General features: G+C 67.1%; 20 protein-coding genes. 8 read left to right on the forward strand and 12 right to left on the reverse strand.

What is annotated here, in order from left to right; genetic code table 11:
- Window positions 1–241 precede the first annotated feature (241 nt).
- The 5 genes from H681_RS01465 to gcvP all read left to right on the forward strand — a co-directional run bounded on the left by H681_RS01465 (window position 242) and on the right by gcvP (window position 7,631).
- A complete protein-coding gene (locus H681_RS01465) occupies window positions 242–1,243 on the forward strand; it encodes a Fe(3+) ABC transporter substrate-binding protein (protein ID WP_015475064.1) in 1,002 nt (333 codons plus the stop codon).
- 155 nt (window positions 1,244–1,398) lie between these two features.
- A complete protein-coding gene (locus H681_RS01470) occupies window positions 1,399–3,027 on the forward strand; it encodes an ABC transporter permease (protein WP_015475065.1) in 1,629 nt (542 codons plus the stop codon).
- Between the two features lie 112 nt (window positions 3,028–3,139).
- Entirely contained in the window at window positions 3,140–4,222 is a 1,083-nt protein-coding gene (gene gcvT / locus H681_RS01475; protein ID WP_015475066.1) for a glycine cleavage system aminomethyltransferase GcvT, read from the forward strand.
- Window positions 4,223–4,289: 67 nt separating this feature from the next.
- Entirely contained in the window at window positions 4,290–4,679 is a 390-nt protein-coding gene (gene gcvH, locus H681_RS01480) for a glycine cleavage system protein GcvH (RefSeq protein WP_015475067.1), read from the forward strand.
- A gap of 75 nt (window positions 4,680–4,754) precedes the next feature.
- Window positions 4,755–7,631 carry an aminomethyl-transferring glycine dehydrogenase gene (gene gcvP / locus H681_RS01485; protein ID WP_015475068.1) on the forward strand — a complete coding sequence of 959 codons (2,877 nt, stop codon included), beginning with the start codon at window positions 4,755–4,757 and terminating at the stop codon, window positions 7,629–7,631.
- A gap of 385 nt (window positions 7,632–8,016) precedes the next feature.
- Here the strand turns inward: gcvP and H681_RS01490 are convergent, their stop codons facing one another.
- The 7 genes from H681_RS01490 to H681_RS01525 all read right to left on the reverse strand — a co-directional run bounded on the left by H681_RS01490 (window position 8,017) and on the right by H681_RS01525 (window position 16,082).
- The gene (locus H681_RS01490) at window positions 8,017–8,343 is read right to left on the reverse strand and encodes a DUF2388 domain-containing protein (RefSeq protein WP_015475069.1); all 327 of its coding nucleotides are present in this window, start codon (window positions 8,341–8,343) and stop codon (window positions 8,017–8,019) included.
- Window positions 8,344–8,453: 110 nt separating this feature from the next.
- Entirely contained in the window at window positions 8,454–8,771 is a 318-nt protein-coding gene (locus H681_RS01495; protein ID WP_015475070.1) for a DUF2388 domain-containing protein, read from the reverse strand.
- Window positions 8,772–8,844: 73 nt separating this feature from the next.
- Window positions 8,845–11,214, reverse strand: a complete 2,370-nt coding sequence (locus H681_RS01500) for a tetratricopeptide repeat protein (RefSeq protein ID WP_041711666.1) — start codon at window positions 11,212–11,214, stop codon at window positions 8,845–8,847.
- 336 nt (window positions 11,215–11,550) lie between these two features.
- On the reverse strand, window positions 11,551–12,483 hold the full coding sequence (locus tag H681_RS01510) for a transporter (protein WP_015475073.1): 933 nt from the start codon (window positions 12,481–12,483) through the stop codon (window positions 11,551–11,553).
- Window positions 12,484–12,706: 223 nt separating this feature from the next.
- Window positions 12,707–13,987 (reverse strand): c-type cytochrome, encoded by a 1,281-nt coding sequence (locus tag H681_RS01515; RefSeq protein ID WP_015475074.1) that lies wholly within the window; start codon window positions 13,985–13,987, stop codon window positions 12,707–12,709.
- 2 nt (window positions 13,988–13,989) lie between these two features.
- Window positions 13,990–15,573, reverse strand: coding sequence for a GMC family oxidoreductase (locus tag H681_RS01520; RefSeq protein ID WP_015475075.1), 1,584 nt, complete (start codon window positions 15,571–15,573; stop codon window positions 13,990–13,992).
- Between the two features lie 2 nt (window positions 15,574–15,575).
- A complete protein-coding gene (locus tag H681_RS01525) occupies window positions 15,576–16,082 on the reverse strand; it encodes a sugar dehydrogenase complex small subunit (protein WP_015475076.1) in 507 nt (168 codons plus the stop codon).
- 219 nt (window positions 16,083–16,301) lie between these two features.
- Here H681_RS01525 and H681_RS01530 point away from each other — a divergent pair, with 219 nt between their 5' ends.
- From H681_RS01530 to H681_RS01540, 3 genes are all read left to right on the forward strand, one after another.
- Window positions 16,302–17,096, forward strand: a complete 795-nt coding sequence (locus tag H681_RS01530; RefSeq protein WP_015475077.1) for a thymidylate synthase — start codon at window positions 16,302–16,304, stop codon at window positions 17,094–17,096.
- A gap of 327 nt (window positions 17,097–17,423) precedes the next feature.
- Entirely contained in the window at window positions 17,424–18,581 is a 1,158-nt protein-coding gene (locus H681_RS01535; RefSeq protein ID WP_015475078.1) for an iron-containing alcohol dehydrogenase, read from the forward strand.
- A 7-nt stretch (window positions 18,582–18,588) separates the two neighbouring features.
- A complete protein-coding gene (locus H681_RS01540) occupies window positions 18,589–19,023 on the forward strand; it encodes an acyl-CoA thioesterase (protein ID WP_015475079.1) in 435 nt (144 codons plus the stop codon).
- 94 nt (window positions 19,024–19,117) lie between these two features.
- Here H681_RS01540 and H681_RS01545 read toward each other — a convergent pair whose 3' ends face one another.
- The 5 genes from H681_RS01545 to fdhD form a co-directional block, all read right to left on the reverse strand.
- On the reverse strand, window positions 19,118–19,477 hold the full coding sequence (locus H681_RS01545) for a hypothetical protein (protein WP_157883290.1): 360 nt from the start codon (window positions 19,475–19,477) through the stop codon (window positions 19,118–19,120).
- Between the two features lie 230 nt (window positions 19,478–19,707).
- Entirely contained in the window at window positions 19,708–20,145 is a 438-nt protein-coding gene (locus tag H681_RS01550) for a glycine zipper domain-containing protein (protein ID WP_015475081.1), read from the reverse strand.
- 122 nt (window positions 20,146–20,267) lie between these two features.
- Complete coding sequence (locus tag H681_RS01555) at window positions 20,268–20,768, reverse strand: glycine zipper domain-containing protein (protein WP_015475082.1); 501 nt, start codon at window positions 20,766–20,768, stop codon at window positions 20,268–20,270.
- Window positions 20,769–21,308: 540 nt separating this feature from the next.
- A complete protein-coding gene (locus H681_RS01560; protein ID WP_015475083.1) occupies window positions 21,309–23,630 on the reverse strand; it encodes an FdhF/YdeP family oxidoreductase in 2,322 nt (773 codons plus the stop codon).
- Window positions 23,627–24,478 carry a formate dehydrogenase accessory sulfurtransferase FdhD gene (gene fdhD / locus H681_RS01565; protein WP_015475084.1) on the reverse strand — a complete coding sequence of 284 codons (852 nt, stop codon included), beginning with the start codon at window positions 24,476–24,478 and terminating at the stop codon, window positions 23,627–23,629. The genes H681_RS01560 and fdhD overlap by 4 nt, the downstream gene beginning before the upstream one ends.
- Between the last annotated feature and the right edge of the window lie 12 nt (window positions 24,479–24,490).

The following is a 24,490-nucleotide window of genomic DNA, read 5'->3' on the forward strand; positions in this document are numbered from 1 at the left end:
GGCCTCTTCCAAGGGGGAGAGGCTGAGCGTCCAGAACTCGCCGGGCGACTCCGTGAATAACCGCGTACTCCGAACGGCCCCCTCTCCTTCTGGAGTGGGATGCGCAGCCGGAGCTGGGGTGAGGGGGCTCCCCGCGACCCCAAACCGCACCCTCCCGAAACACCTCGACACAACTACGCGCCTCAATGGCAAATGCGGTTCCTTATCATTTGCAGGATTCTTCCCCGCACAGGACACGCCCATGCTCATGCGCAAAGGTCTTCTCGCCACCCTCATGCTGGCCGCCATCGGTAGCACCGCCCAGGCCGCCGACGAAGTGGTGGTCTACTCCTCGCGCATCGACGAGCTGATCAAGCCGGTGTTCGACGCCTACACCGAGAAGACCGGGGTGAAGATCAAGTTCATCACCGACAAGGAAGCGCCGCTGATGGCGCGGATCAAGGCCGAAGGCGCCAACACTCCGGCCGATCTGCTGCTCACCGTGGACGCCGGCAACCTCTGGCAGGCCGAGAAGATGGGCATCCTGCAGCCCTTCGACTCGCCGGTGCTGGATGCCAACATCCCGCCGCAATACCGCTCCGGCACCGACAGCTGGACCGGCCTGTCGCTGCGCGCGCGCACCATCGCCTACTCCACCCAGCGGGTGAAGCCCGAGGAGCTGAGCACCTACGAGGCCCTGGCCGACAAGCAATGGGAAGGCCGCCTGTGCCTGCGCACGGCGAAGAAGGTCTACAACCAGTCACTGACCGCCACCCTGATCGAAACCCACGGCGAGCAGAAGACCGAGGAAATCCTCAAGGGCTGGGTGAACAACCTGGCCACCGACGTGTTCTCCGACGATACCGCGCTGCTCCAGGCCATCGCCGCCGGCCAGTGCGACGTCGGCATCGTCAACACCTACTACTTCGGCCGCCTGCACCAGGAGAAGCCGGACCTGCCGGTGAAGCTGTTCTGGCCGAACCAGGGCGACCGTGGCGTGCACGTCAACCTGTCGGGCATCGGTCTGACCAAGCATGCGCCGCACCCGGAAGCCGCCAAGAAACTGGTGGAGTGGATGACCGGCCCGGACGCTCAGTCGCTGTTCGCCGGCATCAACCAGGAGTTCCCGGCCAACCCGAAGGTGGCGCCGTCGCAGGAAGTGGCGGCCTGGGGCGCGTTCAAGGCCGACAGCATTCCGGTGGAAGTCGCCGGCAAGCGCCAGGCCGAGGCGATCAAGCTGATGGACCGCGCCGGCTGGAATTGAAGAGACGGCCGAGGCCGCCAGCGGAAAGCGGCAAACTGTAAGCTGCAAGCGGTTGGCTCAGATATGGTTCCCACGCTTCTGCGTGGGAAGCATAGTGCTCTTGAAAGCGCCCCGGCCCGTGCCGGGGCTTCGTGTTTTTCGATCCTGAGGTTTTCGTGGCCCATCCCGCCCCCCGCCGCTGGTATCCCATCACCTTTGCCGTCGCCGCCCTGGTGTTGCTGCCGATCAGCGTCCTGCTGCTGAGCTGGGCGGAGATCGACCGGGAAATCTGGTCCCACCTGTGGCAAACCCAGCTGCCGCGCTTGCTCGGCAACACGCTGATCCTGGTCGGTGGCGTGGGTGTGGGCGTGACCGTGCTGGGTGTCAGCCTGGCCTGGCTCACCAGCCTCTGCGAGTTTCCCGGGCGGCGCTGGCTGGACTGGGCGCTGATGCTGCCCTTCGCGGTGCCGGCCTACGTGCTGGCATTCGTCTTCGTCGGCCTGCTGGATTTCGCCGGCCCCGTGCAGACGCTGCTGCGCGAGTGGTTCGGCAGCGGCCTGCGCTTGCCTCGGGTGCGTTCCACCGGCGGGGTGATCATCGTCCTGGTGCTGGTGTTCTACCCCTATGTCTACCTGCTGGCGCGCACCGCGTTCCTCGCCCAGGGGCGTGGCCTGACCGAGGCGGCGCGGGTGCTCGGGCTGTCGCCCTGGGCGGCGTTCTGGCGTGTCGCCCTGCCGATGGCGCGGCCGGCCATCGGCGCCGGCCTGGCGCTGGCGATCATGGAAACCCTGGCGGATTTCGGCACCGTCTCGGTGTTCAACTTCGATACCTTCACCACCGCCGTATACAAGACCTGGTACGGCTTCTACAGCCTCTCCAGCGCCACCCAACTGGCCAGCCTGCTGTTGCTGTTCGTCATGCTGGTGCTGCTGGGCGAGCGCTACAGCCGGGGACGATCGAGCGCGCCCAGCGAGCGGCCGCGTGGTGCGGCACTGTATCGCCTGCAGGGGCTCAAGGCGTTCGCCGCGACGGCCTGGTGCCTGCTGGTGTTCGCCTGCGCCTTCGTCATTCCGGTGCTGCAGTTGCTGGCCTGGTGCTGGCAGAAGGGCCGTTTCGATCTCGACGAACGCTACTGGGGCCTGATCCTGCACAGTCTCTACCTGGGCGGCCTGGCCGCGCTGGTAACGGTGGCGGTGGCGCTGCTGCTGGCCTTCGCCTGCCGCCTGTCGCCCACTCCGGCGGTGCGTTCGGCGGTGGGCCTGGCGAACCTGGGCTACGCGCTGCCCGGCTCGGTGCTGGCGGTGGCGATCATGCTGGCCTTCAGTTGGCTCGACAACCACGCGGTGATCCCGCTGTCCACGGCCCTGGGCGGTACCGGCAAGCCGTTGCTGCTGGGCAGCCTCGGCGCGCTGCTGATGGCCTACCTGATCCGTTTCATGGCCGTGGCCCACGGCCCGCTGGAGGGCGCCCTGGCGCGTATCCGTCCGTCGCTGCCGGAGGCGTCGCGCAGCCTCGGGGTGGGCGGTACGGAGCTGTTCTTCCGGGTCTATCTGCCGTTGCTGCTGCCGGGGACGTTGAGCGCCGCGTTGCTGGTGTTCGTCGACGTGCTCAAGGAAATGCCGGCCACCCTGCTGATGCGTCCCTTCGGCTGGGATACCCTGGCCGTCCGGGTCTTCGAAATGACCAGCGAAGGCGAGTGGGCGCGCGCCGCGCTGCCGGCGCTGACGCTGGTGCTGGTAGGACTGTTCCCGGTCATCGGCCTGATTCGTCGTTCCGCACGACCGGCCGGTTCCGCCAGTCGCTGAGATTCGATTGTCGGACAAGCTGTCCACGGGCCGGTCATGCGACTACAATGCGCGCGTTTCGTGCGGGCCGTACTCGCGCTCCGCACCCGCCTCGCCCGGAAGGAGACCACCCATGGGACAGCGCACACCGCTCTATGATTTGCACGTCGCCCTTGGCGCCAAGATCGTCGATTTCGGCGGCTGGGACATGCCGCTGCACTACGGTTCGCAAGTCGAAGAGCACCACCAGGTACGTCGCGATTGCGGCGTGTTCGACGTTTCCCACATGACCGTGGTCGACGTCACCGGTCCGCAGGCCAAGGAATACCTGCAACGACTCCTGGCCAACGACGTCGAACGACTTCAGGTTCCGGGCAAGGCGCTGTACAGCGGCATGCTCAACGAACGTGGCGGGGTGGTCGACGACCTGATCGTCTACCTTGGCGTGTACGGCTACCGCGTGGTGGTCAATGCCTCCACCCGCGACAAGGACATGGCCTGGATGCAGGCCCATACCGAAGGCTTCGACGTCACCCTGACCGAGCGCGCGGACCTCGCCATGCTCGCCGTGCAGGGCCCGAACGCCCGCGAGAAGACCGCCGAGCTGGTCACTCCCTCGCGCGCCGCGCTGATCCGTGAGCTCAAGCCCTTCCAGGGCAAGGCCGACGGTGACTGGTTCATCGCCCGCACCGGCTATACCGGCGAGGACGGTCTGGAAATCATGCTGCCGGCCGCCGAGGCGCCGGGCTTCCTCAACGACCTGGTCGGCGCCGGCATTTCCCCGGCGGGCCTGGGCGCGCGCGACACCCTGCGCCTTGAGGCCGGTATGAACCTGTATGGCCAGGACATGGACGAAGAGATCACCCCGCTGGCCGCCAACATGGGCTGGACCATCGCCTGGGAACCGGCCGAGCGCGACTTCATCGGCCGCCAGGCACTGCAAGCGCAGAAGGCTGCGGGCGATGCGCCCAAGCTGGTCGGCCTGGTGCTGGAAGAGCGCGGCGTGCTGCGCGCGCACCAGGTGGTCCGCGTGGCCGGCGTCGGCGAAGGCGAGATCACCAGCGGCAGCTTCTCCCCGACGCTGGGCAAATCCATCGCCCTCGCCCGCGTGCCGTCAACCACCGGCGACCGAGCCGAGGTGGAAATCCGTGGCAAGTGGTACCCGGTTCGCGTCGTTCAGCCGAATTTCGTGCGTCATGGCAAAGCCCTGATCTAAATTGCATGATCTAACTTGAAGAGGGCGGCACCGCCGCCCGTCGCCCAGTCCTCGAGGAAAAAACAAGATGAGCAATATCCCCGCCGACCTGCGTTACGCCGCCAGCCACGAGTGGGCGCGCCTGGAAGCCGACGGTACTGTGACCGTGGGCATCTCCGACCATGCCCAGGAAGCCCTGGGCGACGTGGTCTTCGTCGAACTGCCGGAACTGGGCAAGACCCTCGCCGCCGGCCAGGAAGCCGGTGTCGTCGAGTCGGTGAAGGCCGCTTCGGACATCTATGCCCCGGTGGGCGGCGAAGTCATCGCCGTCAACGACGTGCTGGCCGACACCCCGGAAGAAGTGAACAACGACCCGTACGGTTCCTGGTTCTTCAAGCTCAAGCCGAGCAACCCGGCCGAGCTGGACAAGCTGCTCGACGCCGCCGGCTACCGCGCTGCCAGCGACGCCGACGCGTAAGACACTGCTGCAAACACAGGCCTCGACTCGTCGGGGCCTGTTCTTTTTACGGACCGACCTTTCGAGACCGTGGCCATGTCGAACACCCCTTCGCTTTCCCAGCTGCACCAGCCTGATGCCTTCCTCGCCCGCCACCTCGGCCCCGATGCCGCCGAGCAGCAGGCCATGCTCGATACCTTGGGGCTGAGCAGCCTCGATGACCTGATCGTGCAGACGGTGCCCCCGGCCATCCGCCTGAACCGGCTGCTGGACCTGCCCGCCGCCCTCGACGAGCAGGGTGCGCTGGCCAAGCTGAAGGGCTATGCGGACAAGAACGAACTGTGGACCAGCCTGATCGGCACCGGCTACTACGGGACCCTGACCCCCACCGTCATCCTGCGCAACGTGCTGGAGAATCCGGGCTGGTACACCGCCTATACGCCGTACCAGCCGGAGATCGCCCAGGGCCGTCTCGAATCCCTGCTGAATTTCCAGCAGATGACCATCGACCTCACCGGCCTCGATCTGGCCAGCGCCTCGTTGCTCGACGAAGCCACCGCCGCTGCCGAGGCGATGGCCTTGGCCAAGCGTGTGGCCAAGGCCAAGAGCAACCTGTTCTTCGTCGATGCCCAGTGCCACCCGCAGACCCTCTCCGTGGTGCAGACCCGCGCCGACGCCTTCGGCTTCGAGGTGGTGGTCGACGAGGTGGACAATCTCGGCCAGCACGCGGTGTTCGGCGCACTGCTGCAATATCCGGACACCCGTGGCGAAATCCGTGATCTGCGCGCGGTGATCGACGCCCTGCACGCGCAGCAGGCCATCGCCTGCGTCGCCAGTGATCTGCTCGCGTTGCTGCTGCTCACCCCGCCGGGCGAACTGGGCGCCGACGTGGTGCTCGGCAGTGCCCAGCGCTTCGGCGTACCGATGGGCTACGGCGGCCCGCACGCGGCCTTCTTCGCCTGCCGCGACGAGTACAAGCGCGCCATGCCGGGGCGGATCATCGGCGTGTCCAAGGACGCCCGCGGCAACACCGCGCTGCGCATGGCGCTGCAGACCCGCGAGCAGCACATCCGTCGCGAGAAGGCCAACTCCAACGTCTGCACCTCGCAGGTACTGCTGGCCAACATCGCCAGCCTGTACGCCGTGTACCACGGTCCGCAGGGCCTGAAACGCATCGCCCAGCGCGTGCACCGCCTGACCTCCGTGCTGGCCGCCGGCCTGGCCGCCAAGGGCGTGAAGATCGTCAACCAGCACTTCTTCGATACCCTGACCCTGGATGTCGGCACCCAGCAGCAGGTCATCCTCGAGCGTGCCCGCGCCGCCCGCGTCAACCTGCGCATCGTCGGCGAAGATCGCTTGGGCGTGAGCCTGGACGAGACCACCAGCGCCGCCACCCTCGCCAGCCTGTTCGACATCGTCCTCGGCGCCGGCCACGGCCTGGACGTCGCCCAGCTCGACGCCGGCCAGCTTGCCGACGGCATTCCCGCCGCCCTGCAGCGCAGCAGCGGCTACCTGAGCCACCCGGTGTTCAACCGCCACCACAGCGAAACCGAGATGCTGCGCTACCTGCGCCAGCTCGAAGGCAAGGACCTGGCGCTGAACCAGGCGATGATTCCGCTGGGCTCCTGCACCATGAAGCTCAACGCCACCAGCGAGATGATCCCGATCACCTGGCCGGAATTCGCCAATCTGCACCCGTTCGTGCCGCGCGAGCAGGCCGAAGGCTACCGCCTGATGATCGAGGAGCTGGAACGCTGGCTCTGCGCGATCACCGGCTTCGACGCCATCTGCATGCAGCCCAACTCCGGCGCCCAGGGCGAGTACGCGGGCCTGCTGGCGATCCGCAAGTACCACGAGAGCCGTGGCGACGCGCATCGCAACATCTGCCTGATCCCGGCCTCGGCCCACGGCACCAACCCGGCCTCGGCGATCATGGCGAGCATGCGCGTGGTCATCGTCGAGTGCGACAAGGGCGGCAACGTCGACCTGGAGGACTTGAAGCGCAAGGCCGAGGAAGCCGGCCCGCAGCTGTCCTGCCTGATGATCACCTACCCGTCGACCCACGGCGTGTACGAGGAAGGCATCCGCGAGATCTGCGAGGTGATCCACGCCCACGGCGGCCAGGTGTACATGGACGGCGCCAACCTCAATGCCCAGGTCGGCCTCGCACGCCCGGCGGACATCGGCGCCGACGTGTCGCACATGAACCTGCACAAGACCTTCTGCATCCCCCACGGCGGCGGCGGCCCGGGCATGGGCCCGATCGGCGTGAAGAAACACCTCGCGCCCTTCGTCGCCAACCATCCGGTGATCCGCGTCGAAGGCCCGAACCCGCTGAACGGTGCGGTCAGCGCCGCGCCCTGGGGCAGCGCCAGCATCCTGCCGATCAGCTGGATGTACATCGCCATGATGGGCCCGCAGCTGGCCGACGCCACGGAAGTGGCGATCCTCAATGCCAACTACGTGGCCAGCAAGCTCGATGGCGCCTTCCCGGTGCTCTATCGCGGGCGCAACGAGCGCGTCGCCCATGAATGCATCCTCGACCTGCGTCCGCTCAAGGCGCAGACCGGGATCAGCGAGGAAGACGTGGCCAAGCGCCTGATGGACTACGGCTTCCACGCGCCGACCATGTCCTTCCCGGTGCCCGGCACGCTGATGGTGGAGCCGACCGAGAGCGAGTCCAAGCACGAGCTGGATCGCTTCATCGAGGCGATGTTGTCGATTCGCGGGGAGATCGCCAAGGTCGAGACCGGCGAGTGGCCGGCCGAGGACAACCCGCTCAAGCGCGCGCCGCACACCCTGGCGGATGTTACCGAGCTGTGGGAGCGTCCGTACCTGATCGCCGAGGCGGTGACCCCGACCGAGCACACCCGCGCCTTCAAGTACTGGCCGGCGGTGAACCGCGTGGACAACGTCTACGGCGACCGCAACCTGTTCTGTGCCTGCGTGCCGGTGGATGACTACCGCGAGTGAGCGGTGCGCTGAACTGAAAAAGCCGCCTTCGGGCGGCTTTTTCGTGGTGGCGATTTCGCCGTTATGGACGGGCTCTTCGTAGGAGCGAGCTTGCTTGCGAACCTCGCCAGCGACGGAGTTGCCTGGAACCACTTTTCGTACAAGCGGACTTTGTCCGCGAAATCCCGCGCGGAGGACACCGTTTCTACCGGGAAACGCCAGAGCTTTGCGCCTCTTTTGGCGCACCTGGCTGATGTGCCGGTGTATCGCGGGCATGGCCCGCTCCTACAGGGATGCGATCAGCGCGAAGCCGTGACGCTGGGCGGGCGGAGCGACCCGATCCTCGCGCCGACCCCGCCAGCCGGGAACGGCCCGTGGCGAGCGCCACGGGCCGCGCCGGTGGGGTTCATTGGGCAGGTACATCGTTGCGGCGAGTCAGGATGGCGTTGGCCAGTTCCATGTCGCTGCGTTGGCGCAGGCCGGGATCGTCGCTGCGCAGGCGGTTCAGGGCGGCTTCCAGGTACGGGCCACGGATCGCGCCATCGCTGGCGACATAGGTGCCGGCATCGTCCTGGGCGGCGGCGATCAGTTTGTGGTCGTGCCTGAAGGTCAGGTAGGTCGACGCGGTGGTGGCGCCGGACGAGATGATGTCGCGCCAGAAGGTGTCGGCTACGGCCGACGCGAGGGGAAGGGCGAGCAGGACGAAAGCGGTGGCCAGTTTGGCGGTGCGCATCAGAATCACCTCCGGAGGGTCCGTGTACAGGTGAGATGCGCGAGACTTGCGGGGAGTTCCTCGATTGCGCCGGGCGGCGCGCGCCGTGTGGAGGCCGCGCGCCGTCGCGATCAGCGTTCGCTGGCGAGGAGGGCGCTGGCCAGTTCCGCGTCGCTGGCGTTGGCCAGTGCCGGGTTGGCGCTGCGCATCTGCAGCAGCGCGGATTCCAGGTAGGGGCCGCGAATGGCGCCGTCGGTGGCGATGAAGCTGGCGGCATCGTCCTGGGCCGGGCCGACCAGCTTGTGGTCGTCGCGGCTGGTCAGGTAGCTCGAGGCGGTGGTGGCGCCGGAGGTCAGGACCGAGCGCCAGAAGTCGTTGTCTTCGGCCATAGCCGAGGCCAGCGGGAGCAGGGTGAGGGCAAGGACGGCGGGGATGAAGCGGCGACGCATGGTAACTCCTTGGTTGAGTGCGTCTTTCAGAGCGTTCGCCGCTTCCCGAGTTCCCGCCTGTTTGTCGGAAGTTTCACTCGCTCTTGAGCGAGGGATCGTCCGGGTTCTGTTGTTCCAGTTCCGCCAGCAGCATCTGCACCTTCTGCATCTGCCCGGTTTCGCGCAGGTAGGCGATCAGCGCCAGGCGTGCCCCGCGGTTGGCTGGGTGGCGTTGCAGCAGTGTTTCCAGCTCGCGGCAGGCGGCATCGACTTCGCCGCTGTCGTGCAGGGCGATAGCCAGCACGTAGCGGAGCTGGTCGTCGTCCGGGGCCAGCCGCACGGCTTCGCGCAGCTCCTTGAGCGCCTCCGCGCGCTGTCCCTGGCGCACCAGGGCGAGGCCGTTGACGTGGTGCAGCAGGCCGGCCTTGGGATGCTGGCGCAGGGCGTCGTCGAGCAACTGGCGAGCCTCGGCCTGACGGCCGCTGGCTTCCAGCCACTGGACCAGGGTGACGGTGGCCGGCAGGAAGTCCGGGTTGTGTGCCATTGCTGCGCGCAGTGCGGGCTCCACCTGGTCCGGCCGGCCGGTGCGCTGGTAGAGCATGGCAAGGTTGAGATTGGCCTCGGCGCGTTCGGCCAGGCTCTTCTGCACCTCTTCGTACTCGCGCAGTCCATTGTTCAGCGCTTCATCGAGGCCGGGGCGTGCCTGCGGTGGCAGTTGCGCCAGTTGCCAGGCGGCGGCGATGCGCACGGCGCGGATCGGGTCGGAGAGTCGCGGGGCCAGCATGGGCGCCAGCACCAGTGCCTGCTGCGGGCCATTGGCGAGGGAGGCGAGAACGTTGATGGCGGCGGTGCGCACCAGCGGATCGGCATCCTTCAGGCCTTGCGCCGCCAGCTCCAGCGAGCGCGGGCTGGGGTAGCTGGGCAGTTCGGCGATCAGCGTGGCGCGGCGGATCGCCGGCAGGTCGGGCGAGGCCAGCAGCAGGTGCAGCGCGCGGGATGCCCCCGGCTTGCCGCCACGGGCTTTCCACAGGGTGTCGTCGTAGCGCGGCGGTGGATTGTCCGGGGCGTTCGACTTGGCCGGCAGCTCACTGGCGAACCACTGGCGGAACTGCTCGCCGATCTTCTTCGCCGGGATGTCCTTGTGGCAGGCCAGGCAGGCGTCCGGCGCACCGATGCGCCGTGCGTGCAGGGGGTTGGGCAGGCTGAAGCCGTGGTCGTGGCGGTAGTCGTTGACCATGTAGTAGCGGCCGGGCATGTGGCAGGAGGTGCACTGCGCGCCGGGGCTACCGGGCTTGTGGTGATGGTGTTCGGGCGAGTCGTAGTTCTTCGCCTGCAGCCCCTTGCCGTCGATCTGCGGGCGCGTCGGCTTGCCGGCGGTGTTGTGGCATTGCAGGCAGACGCCATTGCCCGGCGCCTTCAGTTCGCCGCTGTGAGGGTTGTGGCAGTCGGTGCACTGCACGCCCTTGGCGAACATCTTGCTCTGGGTGAAGGAGCCCCACTCGAAGACTTCGTCCTTGATCTTGCCGTCGATCTCGTAGAGCTCGCGGGTCAGGGTGCTGGGCAGGTAGTCGTCCATGAAACGGTGCTTGTTCTGGTAGCCGTCGTCCAGCGGGGCGCGACGGGCATGGCAGCGTGCGCAGGTTTCCACCACGGTGCTCTGGCTGGCGTTCTTGAGCGGTACCTCGAAGCCTTTGTCTGCGCTGCGATCCGCTTTCTTCGCCCATTCCAGGTGCTTCGAGGCTGGCCCGTGGCAGGCCTGGCAGCCGACGCCAAGGCTGTTCCAGTGGCTGGCGAAGCTGTCGGTCTTGGCGTCGTAGTTACGCTTGAAGCCGGTGGTGTGGCACTCGACGCACATGAAGTTGGCGTTCTGCGCGGGACGGGTCCAGTGCAGTTCGTCCTTGTAGTCGATGCGCTGTCCGGGCATCAGCTGGAACCAGTGGTTCTTGCGGCTATCCCAGGCGACGCCGAGAGCTTGCAGGCGGCCGCCCGGATACTCCAGCAGGTATTGCTGCAAGGGCTCGAAGCCGAAGGTGTAGGCCACCTTGAAGTCCGCCGGCTTGCCGTCGTTGCCGGGGGTGTTGACCCAGTACTCGTCGCCCTTGCGGAAGAAGCGGGTGGTTTCGACTTCGCCCTTGAAGGTGACGCCTTCGAAGTCGCCGAGCACGTTGCCTTCGCTGGCCGGCTTCATCGCCTGCTGGTGATGGGAGCCCTGCCAGTCCTTGGTCTGCGCCTGGTGACAGCCCTGGCATTGCTGCTCGGCGACGAAACTGGCCGTCGTCTCGACCTTCGCTGGCGCGGCGAGCCTGGTCTGGGTTTGTGGGCGTGGTGCCAGTTGTGGCTGCGGTGCGCTGTTCTGCACGTACCACCAGGCACCGGCGGCGGCGATCAGCAGAATGCAGGCCAAGGCAAAGGCAATGCGGCGGACGAGAGGGTTCGTGGCGTCGTTGTTCTTAGGCTTTGGCATGCGGTTCTGCGGCGAATATCACGGAGTGGAGGAGCTTCGGTGACTGCCGGAGGGATGTCAAACCGCGCGGAGAGTGGGGCGGGGGATTTTTGCGGAGCTCCCTCTCCCCGTGGGGGGAGAGGGACGCGTCATCCTGGTGCTGCTGCGTCATCTTCTCGGCGATTTTCGCGTCTACCGCCTTGCGCAACCGGCCGATGCCGGCTGGTTTGGCGGCCATTCGACGAAGCTCGTCGAGGACTCGATGCCTGGGTGCTGCCGATGCCCGCCAGCCCGTCGTTGTACTGCGCTGTCGGCGGTCTCGAACGGCTCTGCAAGGCCGGGCCCCGGTGTCCTGATTCACCATGCGTATTGCATGCGGAATGTCCAGGTGTTGGCTTCCGGCGCCGAATCCGGCCGGGAAACCGTGTCCATGTACGAGATCATGCCGCCAACGCTGCGCGAGAGCATGAAGCCCAGGGAGGCGCCGGCCATGCTGGTGTCCTGGGCGTTGTCCTGCTCCTCGCCGGCGATCGTGCTTTCGCCGCCCCATTTATAGCTGGCGTCCAGCGAGGCCCAGAGGGCGGGATTGAAGCTGTAGCTGTAATGCAGTTCGGTGGCGTACAGAGGGTCCTGCTTGAGCGTGTGGTGGCCGAGGAACTCGTCGTTGTCCTGGAAGAAACTGGCGTAGGCGTTGGCTTCCAGCCAGGTCTTGCCGATCGGCGTGCCGAACGCCAGCTCGGGCTTGACGATCCAGCGGTTGGTACCGATGTTCAACAGCTTCTTGTTGTCGTAATCGCCGGTCGGAGCGGTGACGAAGATAGCGCCGGAAAGGAAAGTTTCCGGCTGCCAACTGGCGAACTCCTGCTGGGTCAGCGCGGGGGCGCCGAACAGGTTGTGGGCGAGCACGATGGTGGTGTCGCCCATGCCGTCGTTGTCTTTCTTGCCGGGAATGCCGTCGAAGCTCGCTTCCCCGGTGACATAGGGCTGGAGGATCTGGATGCCGGTGGAGCGGCCGTCGACGCCGAAGCTGTAGGCATAGCGGGCGAGCCAGACGTTGGCATTGACCGAGACGCCATTGATGGCGATGGCCTGGTCCACCGAGGTGTTGGAGTCGAGTACGGTGAGGTACAGGAAGGCGACGCTGGTATCGATCGGCAGGTTCTGCCAGTCGCGGGCGTTGTCGGCCTGGACGCTGGCGACGCTCAGCATGCCGATGCCGAGCGTGGTGGCGAGGGCGATCGGATGGCGGCGTGCCGGAGTGGATCTGTGGTGCTGCGCTTGACTGCTCATTGCGTATTTCCAGCCTTTGGATGATTTTGGCTGGCTGTCGGGACCTCGGCTTCAGCCGAAGCTAGCGAGGCGGCTGCAAGTTGGAAATCGCCCATTTGGGTGATTCGGGGTTGGTAGCTGTTCCGGTGTGGGGGCGGGTGCGTCGAAGTACCTCGAAACGGGGTGCCGCGAAGCCGTGTGGGTGAGACTCGGCCAGGCGTCCAGGGGCGGGAGTGGCTGGTGCTCAAGGCTGCCGAATCGCGGCCACCCTTGCGCTGTCCACCTTCACCTCGGGATTGCCGAACTGCCGGGTGAGGTAGTTTACCAGCGTGGCGATTTGCTCGTCGTTGAGGGTGCCGGCGAAACCCGGCATGAACAGCTCCTCGTCGCCGACCTTGCGGTGCACGCCGCCGAGCACCACCTGCACCAGGTTGTCCGGCTGCAGGGCGCCCACCGCGCTGTTCTTCAGCAGCATCGGGTAGTAGCCGTCCTTCACCCCTTCGCCGCTCCAGGAATGGCAGCTGGCGCAGTTGCCCAGGTACAGGCGGGCGCCGTCGTCGTGCTTCTGGGCGGCGAAGCCCTGGCCGCGCAGGGTGACCACGTCCTCGGCCGGCTTGCCCCACTGGAAGCGCGCCTTGCGCTCGCCGTCGCTGACCGCCGGGACGCTGCGCAGGTAGCTGGCGATGGCTTGCAGGTCGGCTTCGGAGAGGTACTGGAAGCTGTGCTCGACCGCCTCGCCCATCGGTCCCGCGGCCTGGGCCTTGCCCGGTGCGCGGCCGGTCTTGAGGTACTGAACGATTTCCGCGTCGCTCCAGCCGCCGATGCCGCTGTGGGTGTCGGGGGTGATGTTGAAGGCGTACCAGCCGCCCAATGCGGCGCCGGCGAGGAAGCCGGTGTCCTGTTCGTTCATGGCCTGTTCCTGGAAGGCCATGCCGCGCGGGGTGTGGCAGGTGCCGCAGTGGGCCAGGCCCTGGACCAGATAGGCGCCGCGGTTCCAGGCGGCACTCTGCTTGGGATTGGGCTGGTAGACCGCATCGTCGTGGAACAGCAGGTTCCAGATCGCCAGTGGCCAGCGCATGTCCAGCGGCCAGGCGATGTCCGAGTCCTGGTTGGGCTGCGCCACGGCCTGCACGCCGCCTTCGAGGAACCAGGCGTAGAGCGCCTTCATGTCGTCGTCGTTGATCTTCGCGTAGGCGGTGTAGGGCATCGCCGGGTAGAGACGGGTGCCGCCCTTGGCCACGCCATCGCGCAGGGCGCGGGCGAAGTCGTCGTAGCTGTAGCTGCCGATGCCGGTCTTCGGATCGGGGGTGATGTTGGTGGAGTACACCGCGCCCAGCGGCGTGGCCAGCGGTAGGCCGCCGGCGAAGGGCTTGCCGCCCGGCGCGGTGTGGCAGGCGGCGCAATCGCCGGCGCGGGCCAGGTATTCGCCGCGTTGCAGCAGCTCCTGCGGCGCCGGGTCCAGCGCGTTGGCGGCGTGGCCCAGCAGCGGGGCGGCGAGCAGGGCGAGAAGTGCCAGGGGTTTCATCGTCAGGCCTCCCGCTTCAGGTGCTCGGCCAGGCGCAGGGCAAGGGCTGCGATGGTCAGGGTGCAGTTCACCGAGCCGACGGTGGGCATCACGCCGCTGCTGGCGATGAACAGGTTGGGGTGGTCGTGGCTGCGACATTGAGCGTCCACCACCGAGTCCTTAGGGTCGGCGCCCATCAGGGTGGTGCCGGTGATGTGGTTGTTGTTGGCGAAGTTGTCCTCGAACACCACCTCGCTGCCGCCCAGCAGTTTCGCCGCGTGGGTATACACCTCGCGGGTGTGCACCGCGCTCCTGCGTACGTAGTCGTCCATCGCGTAGGTGAACTCCGGTTTGGCGATGCCCACGGCGTCGCGCTCGCTGGTGCTGGGGACGATGCGGTTCTCCGGATGCGGGAGGATTTCGTGGAAGCTGTCGAAACGCACGAAGCGCGCGGCACGGTCGCGGATCTGCGCCTCCAGTTCGCGGCCCAGCAGCAGCGGCCCCTTGCGGATCAGCTCGGCGGCCACCTGGTCGGTACGCGAGAGGTTCGACAGGTGGATCTTCTTCGAGGCGTATTCGCTGCGGAATGCGCCATCGCGGAAGCCCACCATCGAGGTCATTTCCTGCGGCCCGCGGCCCGGCCAGAGTTTCTCGTCGGCATAGAACTGCACGGCGGTGCCGGGGTGGTCCATGAGGTTGCGGCCGACCATGTCCGAGCTGTTACCGACTTCGGACATCAGCATCAGCTTGGGCGTCTCGATGCCGTTGGCGGCGAGGATGAAGGTCCCGCCTTCCACCCGATGCTCGTTGCCTTGCGGGTCCTTGTACAGCGCGGCGCCGATCTTGCCGCCGTCGCCCTTCTCCAGCTTGAACACCACGGCGTTGTCCACCAGCCGCGCGCCGGCGCTTTCGGCCTTCTCGACGTGGACGATGCCGTTGTACATGGCGCCGATGGGGCAGATCGGCATGCAGTTGTTGTTGCCGCAGCAGGTTGGCCGCGCGTCGTAGGGGCGGCTGTTGCGCGCCACCGGTTCGGTGACCACGCGGTAGCCGTTGGCGTTGAGCAGGGTCTTGATGCGCTGTTCGTTCCACGACAGCGGCAGGGGCGGCATGGGGTAGGGCTGGCTGCGTGGGGAGTCCAGCTCCTCGTCGCCGGGGCCCCAGACGCCCAGTTCTTCCTCGGCGCGCTGGTACCAGGGTTCGAGCTCGGCGTACTCGATGGGCCAGTCGCGACCCACGCCATAGAGGCTCGCCAGCTTGAGGTCGTTGGGCAGGAAGCGCCACGCCGAGGCTGCCCAGTGCCAGGTGGTGCCGCCGACGACGCGCAGGTACTGCACGTCGTAGGGATGGGTGCCCTTCTGGATCAGGTAGTGGTTGTCCGGGTGGAACTGCGGGTGCGGGGCCTGGCGGCTTGCGGGGTAGGGCGCCTGGTTGTCGGACTTGTCCGCCTGGTTGCGGAAGCGCTCGACGATCTCCCAGCGCGCCATGCGCGGGCCGGCTTCGAGGATCAGCACGTCCTTGCCGGCCAGCGCCAGCTGATGGGCCACCAGTGCCCCGGCGACGCCGGAGCCGACCACGACGAAATCCGCGCGTTGCGTCTCGGCCATGCTCACACCTCCCGTTCGGCCGGCTGCGCCGCCCAGAAGCCCGGCTTGTTCGGGCAGTAGCTGCGGATCACCAGCACGTCGTCCACCGCCTTGAACATCAGCGCCTGCTCGTAGGTGACCACGGTGGCGTTGCTGGCCTCGCCGATCTGCCCCAGGTACCAGCCGCCAAGGATCTGCCGGGCCAGCCACTGCTGGCGCTCGTTCCAACTGGCCGGCGGGTCGGCCAGGTGTGCCAGCAGCTCGGCGAGGCTCTGCTTGAGCGCGGTGTCGCGTTGGGTCAGGGCCTCGAACAGGCGCTGGCCGATGCGCGGATCGAGGTTGCTGCGTCCGGTCAGGCGTCGGGACAGGGTCATGAAGCTGGCCAGCTCCGCCTCGGCCTGGGGCGTCAGCGCGGCCCAGGTGCGGGCAGCGGGACTGAGCAGCACGCCGCCGACCGCCGCGCTGGCGCAGGCCACCGCCAGCAGGCGGCGGCGGGACAGGGGAAAGTCGGAGCGTTGAACATCGGACATGGAGACCTCTCTGGCACCAGGCAACGGTGGCGGCGGGCGGTCTGGCGCCGCCTTCGCCGTATCGTTCGGAACTTGGGACGGCCACCGAGCCGGTCGGGGTGGCGAGAGCGGGCCGCGCCCCTTAGTATTGCCGCTTGTTCAGATTCTGCATGGGCGGATCGACCCGCCGGCGGCCACCGCAAGCCGCGCCGCAGAGCCTCACCGGATAAAACAGCAGCGATGAAACAGTACCTCGACCTCATGCGCCACGTGCGCGAACACGGCACCTTCAAGAGCGACCGCACCGGCACCGGCACCTACAGCGTGTTCGGCCACCAGATGCGCTTCGACCTCGCCGAAGGCTTCCCGCTGGTGACCACCAAGAAGTGCCACCTCAAATCGATCGTTCATGAGCTGCTGTGGTTCCTCAAGGGCTCGACCAACATCGCCTACCTGAAGGAAAACGGCGTCTCGATCTGGGACGAGTGGGCCGACGAGAACGGCGACCTCGGCCCGGTCTACGGCTACCAGTGGCGCTCCTGGCCGGCGCCGGACGGCCGCCACATCGACCAGATCGCCAACCTGATTCAGATGCTGAAGAACAACCCGGACTCGCGCCGCCTGATCGTCTCCGCGTGGAACCCCGCGCTGATCGACGAGATGGCCCTGCCGCCGTGCCACGCGCTGTTCCAGTTCTACGTCGCCGACGGCAAGCTCAGCTGCCAGCTGTACCAGCGCTCGGCCGACATTTTCCTCGGCGTTCCCTTCAACATCGCCAGCTACGCGCTGCTGACCCTGATGGTCGCGCAGGTCGCCGGGCTGCAGCCTGGTGAGTTCATCTGGACCGGCGGCGACTGCCACCTGTACGCCAACCACCTGGAACAGACCGACCTGCAGCTGACTCGCCAGCCGCTGCCGCTGCCGACCATGAAGATCAACCCCGAGGTGAAGGACCTGTTCGAATTCCGCTTCGAGGACTTCGAGCTTGTCGGCTACGAGGCCCACCCGCACATCAAGGCGCCGGTCGCGGTCTGACCTGTCCTCGATGGAGAAAAGGCCGGCGCAATGCCGGCCTTTATGTTTCTGGGTGGCCTGGTGTTGGCAGGATGCTCTTCGTAGGAGCGAGCTTGCTCGCGAACAGGGTCCAGCTCAGAAGTTGAGCGGTTCGCGAGCAAGCTCGCTCCTACAGAAGCCCCCCAACGCTCTGCATTGCGCATGAACAAACCATTCATTCCGTGAATAACTGTTTCGCTTGGCGGTACGAGGTTTCATGGTCGTGCCGCGCGTTGCTATGCTGCCCCAGCTGGCCATCTAGCAGGCCTACGGATTTTCCGCCGTACAACGACAAGACCGGGGACCGTCATGCAGCCTTTCAGCTTCGCCACCACCGCGCAGATCCTCTGCGAGAGTGGTTCCGCCGCCCGCCTGGGGGCGCTCTGCCGCGAACGCGGCGCCCAGCGCGTGCTCATCGTCACCGACCCCGGGATTACCCGCCTGGGCATGCTCGACGGCGTGCTGCCCGGCTTCGCTGCGGCCGGCGTGGCGGTGGAAGTCTTCGACCAGGTATTGGCCGACCCGCCGGAAGCGGTGGTGCTGGCCGCCGTCGAGCAGGCGCGTCGGATGGCCGCGCAATTGGTGATCGGCTTCGGTGGCGGCAGTTCGATGGACGTCGCCAAGCTGGTGGCGCTGCTGGCGCACCCGCTGGCTTGCCAGGGACTGGAGGACGTCTTCGGCGTCGGCAATGCCCGTGGCCCGCGCCTGCCGCTGCTGCAGGTGCCGACCACCGCCGGCACGGGCTCGGAAGTGACGCCGATCGCCATCGTCACCACCGGCGAGACCACCAAGATGGGCGTGGTCAGCCCGCACCTGCTGCCGGACCTGGCGGTGCTCGACGCCGACCTCACTCTCGGCCTGCCGCCGGCGGTGACCGCCGCTACCGGTATCGACGCGATGGTCCACGCCATCGAGGCCTACACCAGCAAGCTGAAGAAGAATCCGCTGTCCGATCTGCTGGCCCGCGAGGCCCTGCGCCTGCTGGCGCTGAACCTGGACGAGGCGGTGCACAACGGTCGCAATCGCGAGGCGCGCCAGGCCATGCTGCTGGGCGCCTGTCTGGCCGGCCAGGCCTTCGCCAACGCTCCGGTGGCCGCCGTGCACGCGCTGGCTTATCCGCTGGGCGGGCACTTCCATATTCCCCACGGACTGAGCAATGCACTGGTGTTGCCCGAGGTGATCCGCTTCAATGCGCCCAACGCCGGCGCGCTCTATGCCGAACTGGCGCCGCTGCTGCTGGGCGAGCGCCTGCGCAGCGACGCCGACCGCACCGAGCAGTTCATCGCCGAACTGGCCGATCTCAGCCCGCGCAGCGGCCTGCCCTCGCGCCTGCGCGACGCCGGCGTGCCGGAGGACAGCCTGCCGCGCCTGGCCGCCGATGCCATGCAGCAGCAGCGCCTGTTGGTGAATAATCCCCGTGAGGTCAGCGAGCGCGACGCTCTGGCCATCTACCGAGCCGCCTACTGAGAGAGCGATGAGCGAACAGCACCCCAGCCGCGCCGATTACGCGCACTTCCAGCCGATCACCACCCGCTGGCACGACAACGACATCTACGGCCACGTGAACAACGTGACCTACTACGGCTTCTTCGATACGGCGGTGAACACCTACCTGATCGAGCGCGGCGGCCTGGATATCCACGACGGCGAGGTGGTGGGCTTCGTGGTCAGCTCCAACTGCGACTACTTCGCCCCGGTGGCCTTCCCCGAGCGCATCGAGGTCGGCCTGCGGGTCGGCAAGCTGGGCAACAGCTCGGTGCAGTACGAGCTGGCGATCTTCCGCGCGGGCGAGGACCTGGCCTGCGCCGCCGGGAAGTTCGTGCATGTCTTCGTCGACCGCGCGAGCAACAGCCCGGTGTCGATCCCGGCGCCGCTGCGCGAGGCGATGGAAGTGCTGGTCCGAGGCTGACGGCTCTTCGCAGGAACGAGCCTGCTCGCGAACCGCCCAGCTCCGAAGTCGACGGGAGCTCGTTCGCGAGCAAGCTCCTACGCAAAGGCGCTCCTCACCACCCCATCGGATAGTGCTGAATCCGGCAGGGCTTGGGATTGCCGTCGTTCTTGCACTCCCCGTCCAGGTACTGGTAGCGCATCCACACGCGCTGGCCCGGCTTGGGCCAGTGCTGGCGCGGAATCATGCTCTGGTAGTCGACGCTCTCCGGCGCGAAGGCGATCACTTCGCCGCGAATCGGGCATTCGGTCGATTCCGCCTGCGTCTTCACCGACTCGACCCGGCCCTTGAGCCCCGGATAGGGCTGGGCCACTGTCTCGGTGATCTCCACCTCCATCCGGCAGATCTGCCAATTCGCCGCGTGGACGCAGGGCGCCACGAAAAGGGGCAGGAACAGTCCGGCAGCAACTCTCACGACAAGCACTCCTTGTAGCCAGTGATCCCTGGCCTGCAAGCCTATACCACCCACGCCAGATGGCACGCCCGCGGGCCTGCTCCCGGTTTCTGGCCGGCGGCGCGGGGCGGGAGCCTCCGAGGCGAGCGGGCTGGCTTGCGAACATCGCCGCAGCGGCGCTGTACGGCGCCGTGTACCCGGCCCGAAACGAAAGAGCCCGCCGGAAGGCGGGCTCTTTGTTCAGCACGGCATCAATCGTCGTGATGCTTGTGTTTGTGCTTATGGTGGCCTTTGCCCTTGTGATAACCACTGTCGTGGTGATCATTGTCGTCGTTGTTCTTGTCGGCCATGTGGTTGCCCAGCGCGCCGCCCGCGGCACCGCCCAGGCCCGCGCCGATAGTGCCGCCGGTGGAACCGCCGACCTTGTTGCCGATTACCGAGCCGCCAGCGGCACCCAGACCGCCGCCGATGGCCGCCTCGGTCTTGTTGCCGTTCTTCGCGCCCATCGCGCCGCCGGCCGCGCCGCCGACGCCCGCGCCAATGGCGGCGCCGGTGGAGCCGCCCAGCGCACCGCCGACCACGTTGCCCAGCGCGCCGCCGACGCCGCTGCCGATGGCAGCCTTGGTGTCATCGGCCACGGCATGGGAGGCCAGGAGGCTCAGGGCCAGTACAGTGAGAGTCTTACGCATCATGCGAACCTGAAAGTAGGGAAGGATTGGGGAAATTGTCCCGCACAGCAAACAGCCGGGCAACGCGTGCCCGGCTGTCGGTCATCATTTCCGTGCACTGATCGCGGTTTATCTTCCGCGGATCAATCCCAGCCGCGACGGTGGTGCTTGTGCTTGTACCAGCCGCGATGACGGCCATTGTCGTGCCAGCCGCGATCGTAGTCACGATCATGGTAACGGGCACGACGGTAGCCGTGACGGTAGTCGTCATCGTCGTCGTCGCGGTTGTTGTCGGCGTAGTGGTTGCCCAGCGCGCCGCCCGCGCCGCCACCCAGGGCCGCGCCGATCAGGCCGCCAGTGGTACCGCCCACCTTGTTGCCGATCACCTGGCCGCCAGCTGCGCCCAGGCCACCGCCGATGGCGGCTTCTGTCTTGTTGCCGTGGCGGGCACCGACCGCACCACCGGCCGCACCGCCGATACCACTACCAATGGCGGCGCCGGTGCTGCCGCCGACCGCTTGGCCGACGACCGAACCCAATACCCCGCCCAGGGCGCCACCGACGCCGGCACGGGTGTCGCCGTCCGCGACGGCGGTGCCACCAACCAGCGCAAGAGACAACAGGAGCATCGAGGAGTACTTCATAGAGAGGATCTCTCTGTGGGGATGTTGGATGCGATCCTGTGTTCGTGCGAAGGCTCTGACAAGGCACTTCCGACGAATAGCACGACTTTCATCAAATAATGCAAGTATTTGATTTAAGGTCAGAACTTTTTCGATTTTGCGCGGTCTGAGTGTTATTCCGGGGTTTTGTTTTGTGTGTGTTTTTACCGCAAACTGCCATTGCAATGATGGCTTTTCACGATTCGCCACCGGATTCCCCAAGTGTACCTTCCAGTCCTTTCCCGAGTGATGTGTTTTCGGCGGATTCTTCGCAGGACGTAATCTCGTGCGCGTGTGGAAAAGCCCGGATACGCGGACTGCAACTTGGATGCACGTCGCCGAAGGCTTCCGAACGAATCGATGCGCTGATCGGCAGTCGAGGCGCTGCAGGTTCATGTCGGCGCTTTTCGTAGGCGCGCGAGCTTGCTCGCGAACCACCCAGCCCCGATATGGCCGGGAAACGCTGTTCGCGAGCAAGCTCGCTCCTACAAGATCAGGAGCCGCTCAGGAGGCGCGGGAGGATCACAGGATCCGCGGGCTCGGCCTGGCCTTTTCGAAACGGATGGCGATGAATTTCGACGTCGGGGTATGGCTACCCACGCCGTGGCTTTCCAGCGGCACCAGCGGGTTGGTTTCCGGGTAGTAGGCCGCCGCCTGGCCGGCGGGGATGTCGTAGGCCAGCAGGGTGAAGCCGCTGACCCGGCGTTCCACGCCGTCCGCCCAGAGCGACACCATGTCCACCTGCTCGCCCGGCTCGAAGCCCAGGCGGCGGATGTCCGCCTCGTTGGCGAACACCACCTCGCGCTGGCCGCGTACGCCCCGGTAGCGGTCGTCCAGGCCGTAGATGGTGGTGTTGTACTGGTCGTGGGAGCGCAGCGTCTGCAGGATCAGGTGCGGTTCGTGGCCGGTCTTGCGGACCTTCTCATGCACCAGATCCGCCGGCAGCGGGTGGCGCTGGAAGTTGGCCTTGCCGCTGGCGGTGCTCCAGCGCCGGGCGCCGGCGCTGTTGCCCAGGTAGAAGCCGCCCGGGTGCGCCACGCGGCGGTTGAAGTCGGCGAAGCCGGGGATGGTGTCGGCGATCAGGTCGCGGATGCGCTCGTAGTTGGCGATCAGTGCATCCCAGTCCACCGGGTGGTTGCCCAGGGTGGCCTTGGCGATGCCGGCGATGATGGCGGGTTCGGAGCGCATCTGTTTCGACGACGGCTCCAGTTGGCCGAAGGAGGCGTGGATCATGCTGAAGGAGTCTTCCACGGTCACCGCCTGCGGGCCGTCGGCCTGGTGGTCGATGTCGGTGCGACCCAGGCACGGCAGGATCAGTGCGTCGCCGCCCACGGTGAGGTGGCTGCGGTTGAGCTTGGTGCTGATCTGCACGGTCAGGGCGCAGTTTTCCAGGGCGCGGTGGGTGCGCGGGCTGTCCGGGGTGGCCTGGGCGAAGTTGCCGCCCAGGCCGATGAAGACTTTCGCCTCGCCCTTGAGCATGGCGTTGATCGCCTCGACCGTGTTGTGGCCGTGCTGGCGCGGCACCTTGAAGCCGAAGCGGTGTTCGATGGCATCCAGCAGCGCCGCCGGCGGGCGGTCGTTGATGCCCATCGTGCGGTCGCCCTGCACGTTGCTGTGGCCGCGTACCGGGCACAGGCCGGCGCCGGGGCGGCCGAGGTTGCCGCGCAGCAGTTGCAGGTTGGCGATTTCCTGGATGGTCGGCACCGAGTGGTGGTGCTGGGTGATGCCCATCGCCCAGCAGACGATCACGCGCTCGGCGCGACGGTACATCAGCGCCGCCTGCTCGATCTCGGCCAGGCTCAGGCCGGACTGCCGCTCGATGTGCTCCCAGCGGGTGGCGTCCAGTTCGGCAAGGTAGTCCTCGATGCCCTGGGTGTGCTCGGCGATGAAGGCATGATCGAACACCGCCGGTTCGCCCTTGGCCTGGGCTTCACGCTCCCACTGCAGGAGGAACTTGGCGATGCCGCGCACGGCGGCCATGTCGCCGCCCAGCGCCGGGCGGAAGAAGGCGGTGTTCAGCGGCTCGGAGCCGTTGGTGAGCATTTCCAGTGCGTGCTGCGGGTGCTGGAAACGCTCCAGGCCGCGCTCCTTCAGCGGGTTGAAGGCGACCACCTGGGCGCCGCGCTTCACCGCCTCGCGCAGCGGCTCGAGCATGCGCGGATGGTTGGTGCCGGGGTTCTGGCCGAAGATGAAGATCGCGTCGGCATGCTCGAAGTCGGCGAAGGTCACGGTGCCCTTGCCGACGCCGACGCTCTCCCCCAGGGCGACGCCGCTGGCCTCGTGGCACATGTTCGAGCAGTCGGGGAAGTTGTTGGTGCCAAAGGCGCGGACGAACAACTGATAGAGGAACGCGGCTTCGTTGCTGGCCCGGCCCGAGGTGTAGAACTCGGCCTGGTCGGGGCTTTCCAGGGTGCGCAGGTGCTGGGCGATCAGGGCGAAGGCGTCGTCCCAGTCGATCGGCAGGTAGCGGTCGGTGGCCGGGTCGTAGCGCATCGGCTCGGTCAGGCGGCCCTGGTACTCCAGCCAGTAGTCGCTTTGCTCACGCAGCGAACTGACGCTGTGCCGGGCGAAGAAGGGGGCGTCCACGCGGCGCTTGGTGGCTTCCCAGTTCACCGCCTTGGCGCCGTTCTCGCAGAACTTCACCCGGCCATCCTCGGGAGAGTCGCCCCAGGCGCAGCCGGGGCAGTCGAAGCCGCCGTTCTGGTTGGTCTTGAGCAGCGCGCGCAGGTTCTTGAACGGCTGCTTGCTGTCCAGCCAGAAGCGCGTGACGCTCATCAGCGCACCCCAGCCGGCGGCCGGGCCCTTGTAGGGTTGGTAGCGAGGGTTTTCCTGTTGCAGGCTCATGGGCGGCTCTCTCGGACGGCATGCGGCGCCGGGCTGTAGACCCGGGGCGCGCTGCGATGGGGCAGGTGGATCAGGTTCAGGTTGTGCTCGCGGGCCCACTGCACCGTGAGCGCGGTCGGGGCGGACAGGCTGACCAGGGTGGGCAGGCCGGCGCGCACGGCCTTGTGGATCAGCTCCAGGCTGCAGCGGCTGGTGACCACGGCGAAGCCGCCGTGCGCATCCAGGTGCTGGCGCTTGAGGGCGCCAACCAGTTTGTCGAGGGCGTTGTGCCGACCGATGTCCTCGCGGCACAGGCGAACGTCGCCGTGGCCGTCGACGAACAGGGCGGCGTGCACCGCGCCGCTGCGGCGGGCGATGTCCTGGGCCGCCGTCACGCGCTCGCGCAGGCCGGCGAGGTGGGCGGTGGGCGGCAGTGGCGTGGCCGGCAGCAGCGGCAGGGCCGGCAATGCCTGGTCCAGCGCCTCGACGCCGCACAGGCCGCAGCCCGTATTGCCGGCCAGTTGCCGGCGCTGCTGCTTGAGCGTCCAGAACGCGCGATTGCTGACCTGCACGTCGGCGGCGATAGCGTCGCCGTGTGGCGTCAGGTGGATGTCATAGATGTCGTCGATGGATTCGATGAGGCCGGCGCCGAGGCTGAAGCCGTGGATGAAGTCTTCCAGGTCGTTCGGCGAAACCATCATCACCGCCTGGTTGAGGCCGTTGTAGGCGATGGCCAGGGCGACTTCGTCGGCCAGCGGAGCGCGGCCGGTGTCGCTGTCCGGGGTGAGTTCGGCGTAGGCGTAGCCGTCGGCAGGCACGACGGCGACCCGGACCGCGGCGGGGGCCGGGCGGGCGATCAGGCAAGGCATGGGCGGAGCCCT

The sequence above is a fragment of the Pseudomonas sp. ATCC 13867 genome, from assembly GCF_000349845.1.
GTDB lineage: Bacteria > Pseudomonadota > Gammaproteobacteria > Pseudomonadales > Pseudomonadaceae > Pseudomonas.

Bases quoted from the DNA above. Each gene is read 5' to 3' on its own strand.
- H681_RS01510 (WP_015475073.1), bottom strand. From the start codon at position 12,483: ATGAGCAGTCAAGCGCAGCACCACAGATCCACTCCGGCACGCCGCCAT.
- H681_RS01520 (WP_015475075.1), bottom strand. From the start codon at position 15,573: ATGGCCGAGACGCAACGCGCGGATTTCGTCGTGGTCGGCTCCGGCGTC.
- H681_RS01500 (WP_041711666.1), bottom strand. From the start codon at position 11,214: ATGCCAAAGCCTAAGAACAACGACGCCACGAACCCTCTCGTCCGCCGC.
- H681_RS01490 (WP_015475069.1), bottom strand. From the start codon at position 8,343: ATGCGCACCGCCAAACTGGCCACCGCTTTCGTCCTGCTCGCCCTTCCC.
- H681_RS01550 (WP_015475081.1), bottom strand. From the start codon at position 20,145: ATGCGTAAGACTCTCACTGTACTGGCCCTGAGCCTCCTGGCCTCCCAT.
- H681_RS01560 (WP_015475083.1), bottom strand. From the start codon at position 23,630: ATGAGCCTGCAACAGGAAAACCCTCGCTACCAACCCTACAAGGGCCCG.
- gcvP (WP_015475068.1), top strand. From the start codon at position 4,755: ATGTCGAACACCCCTTCGCTTTCCCAGCTGCACCAGCCTGATGCCTTC.
- fdhD (WP_015475084.1), bottom strand. From the start codon at position 24,478: ATGCCTTGCCTGATCGCCCGCCCGGCCCCCGCCGCGGTCCGGGTCGCC.
- H681_RS01495 (WP_015475070.1), bottom strand. From the start codon at position 8,771: ATGCGTCGCCGCTTCATCCCCGCCGTCCTTGCCCTCACCCTGCTCCCG.
- H681_RS01530 (WP_015475077.1), top strand. From the start codon at position 16,302: ATGAAACAGTACCTCGACCTCATGCGCCACGTGCGCGAACACGGCACC.
- gcvH (WP_015475067.1), top strand. From the start codon at position 4,290: ATGAGCAATATCCCCGCCGACCTGCGTTACGCCGCCAGCCACGAGTGG.
- gcvT (WP_015475066.1), top strand. From the start codon at position 3,140: ATGGGACAGCGCACACCGCTCTATGATTTGCACGTCGCCCTTGGCGCC.
- H681_RS01465 (WP_015475064.1), top strand. From the start codon at position 242: ATGCTCATGCGCAAAGGTCTTCTCGCCACCCTCATGCTGGCCGCCATC.
- H681_RS01555 (WP_015475082.1), bottom strand. From the start codon at position 20,768: ATGAAGTACTCCTCGATGCTCCTGTTGTCTCTTGCGCTGGTTGGTGGC.
- H681_RS01515 (WP_015475074.1), bottom strand. From the start codon at position 13,987: ATGAAACCCCTGGCACTTCTCGCCCTGCTCGCCGCCCCGCTGCTGGGC.
- H681_RS01535 (WP_015475078.1), top strand. From the start codon at position 17,424: ATGCAGCCTTTCAGCTTCGCCACCACCGCGCAGATCCTCTGCGAGAGT.
- H681_RS01540 (WP_015475079.1), top strand. From the start codon at position 18,589: ATGAGCGAACAGCACCCCAGCCGCGCCGATTACGCGCACTTCCAGCCG.
- H681_RS01525 (WP_015475076.1), bottom strand. From the start codon at position 16,082: ATGTCCGATGTTCAACGCTCCGACTTTCCCCTGTCCCGCCGCCGCCTG.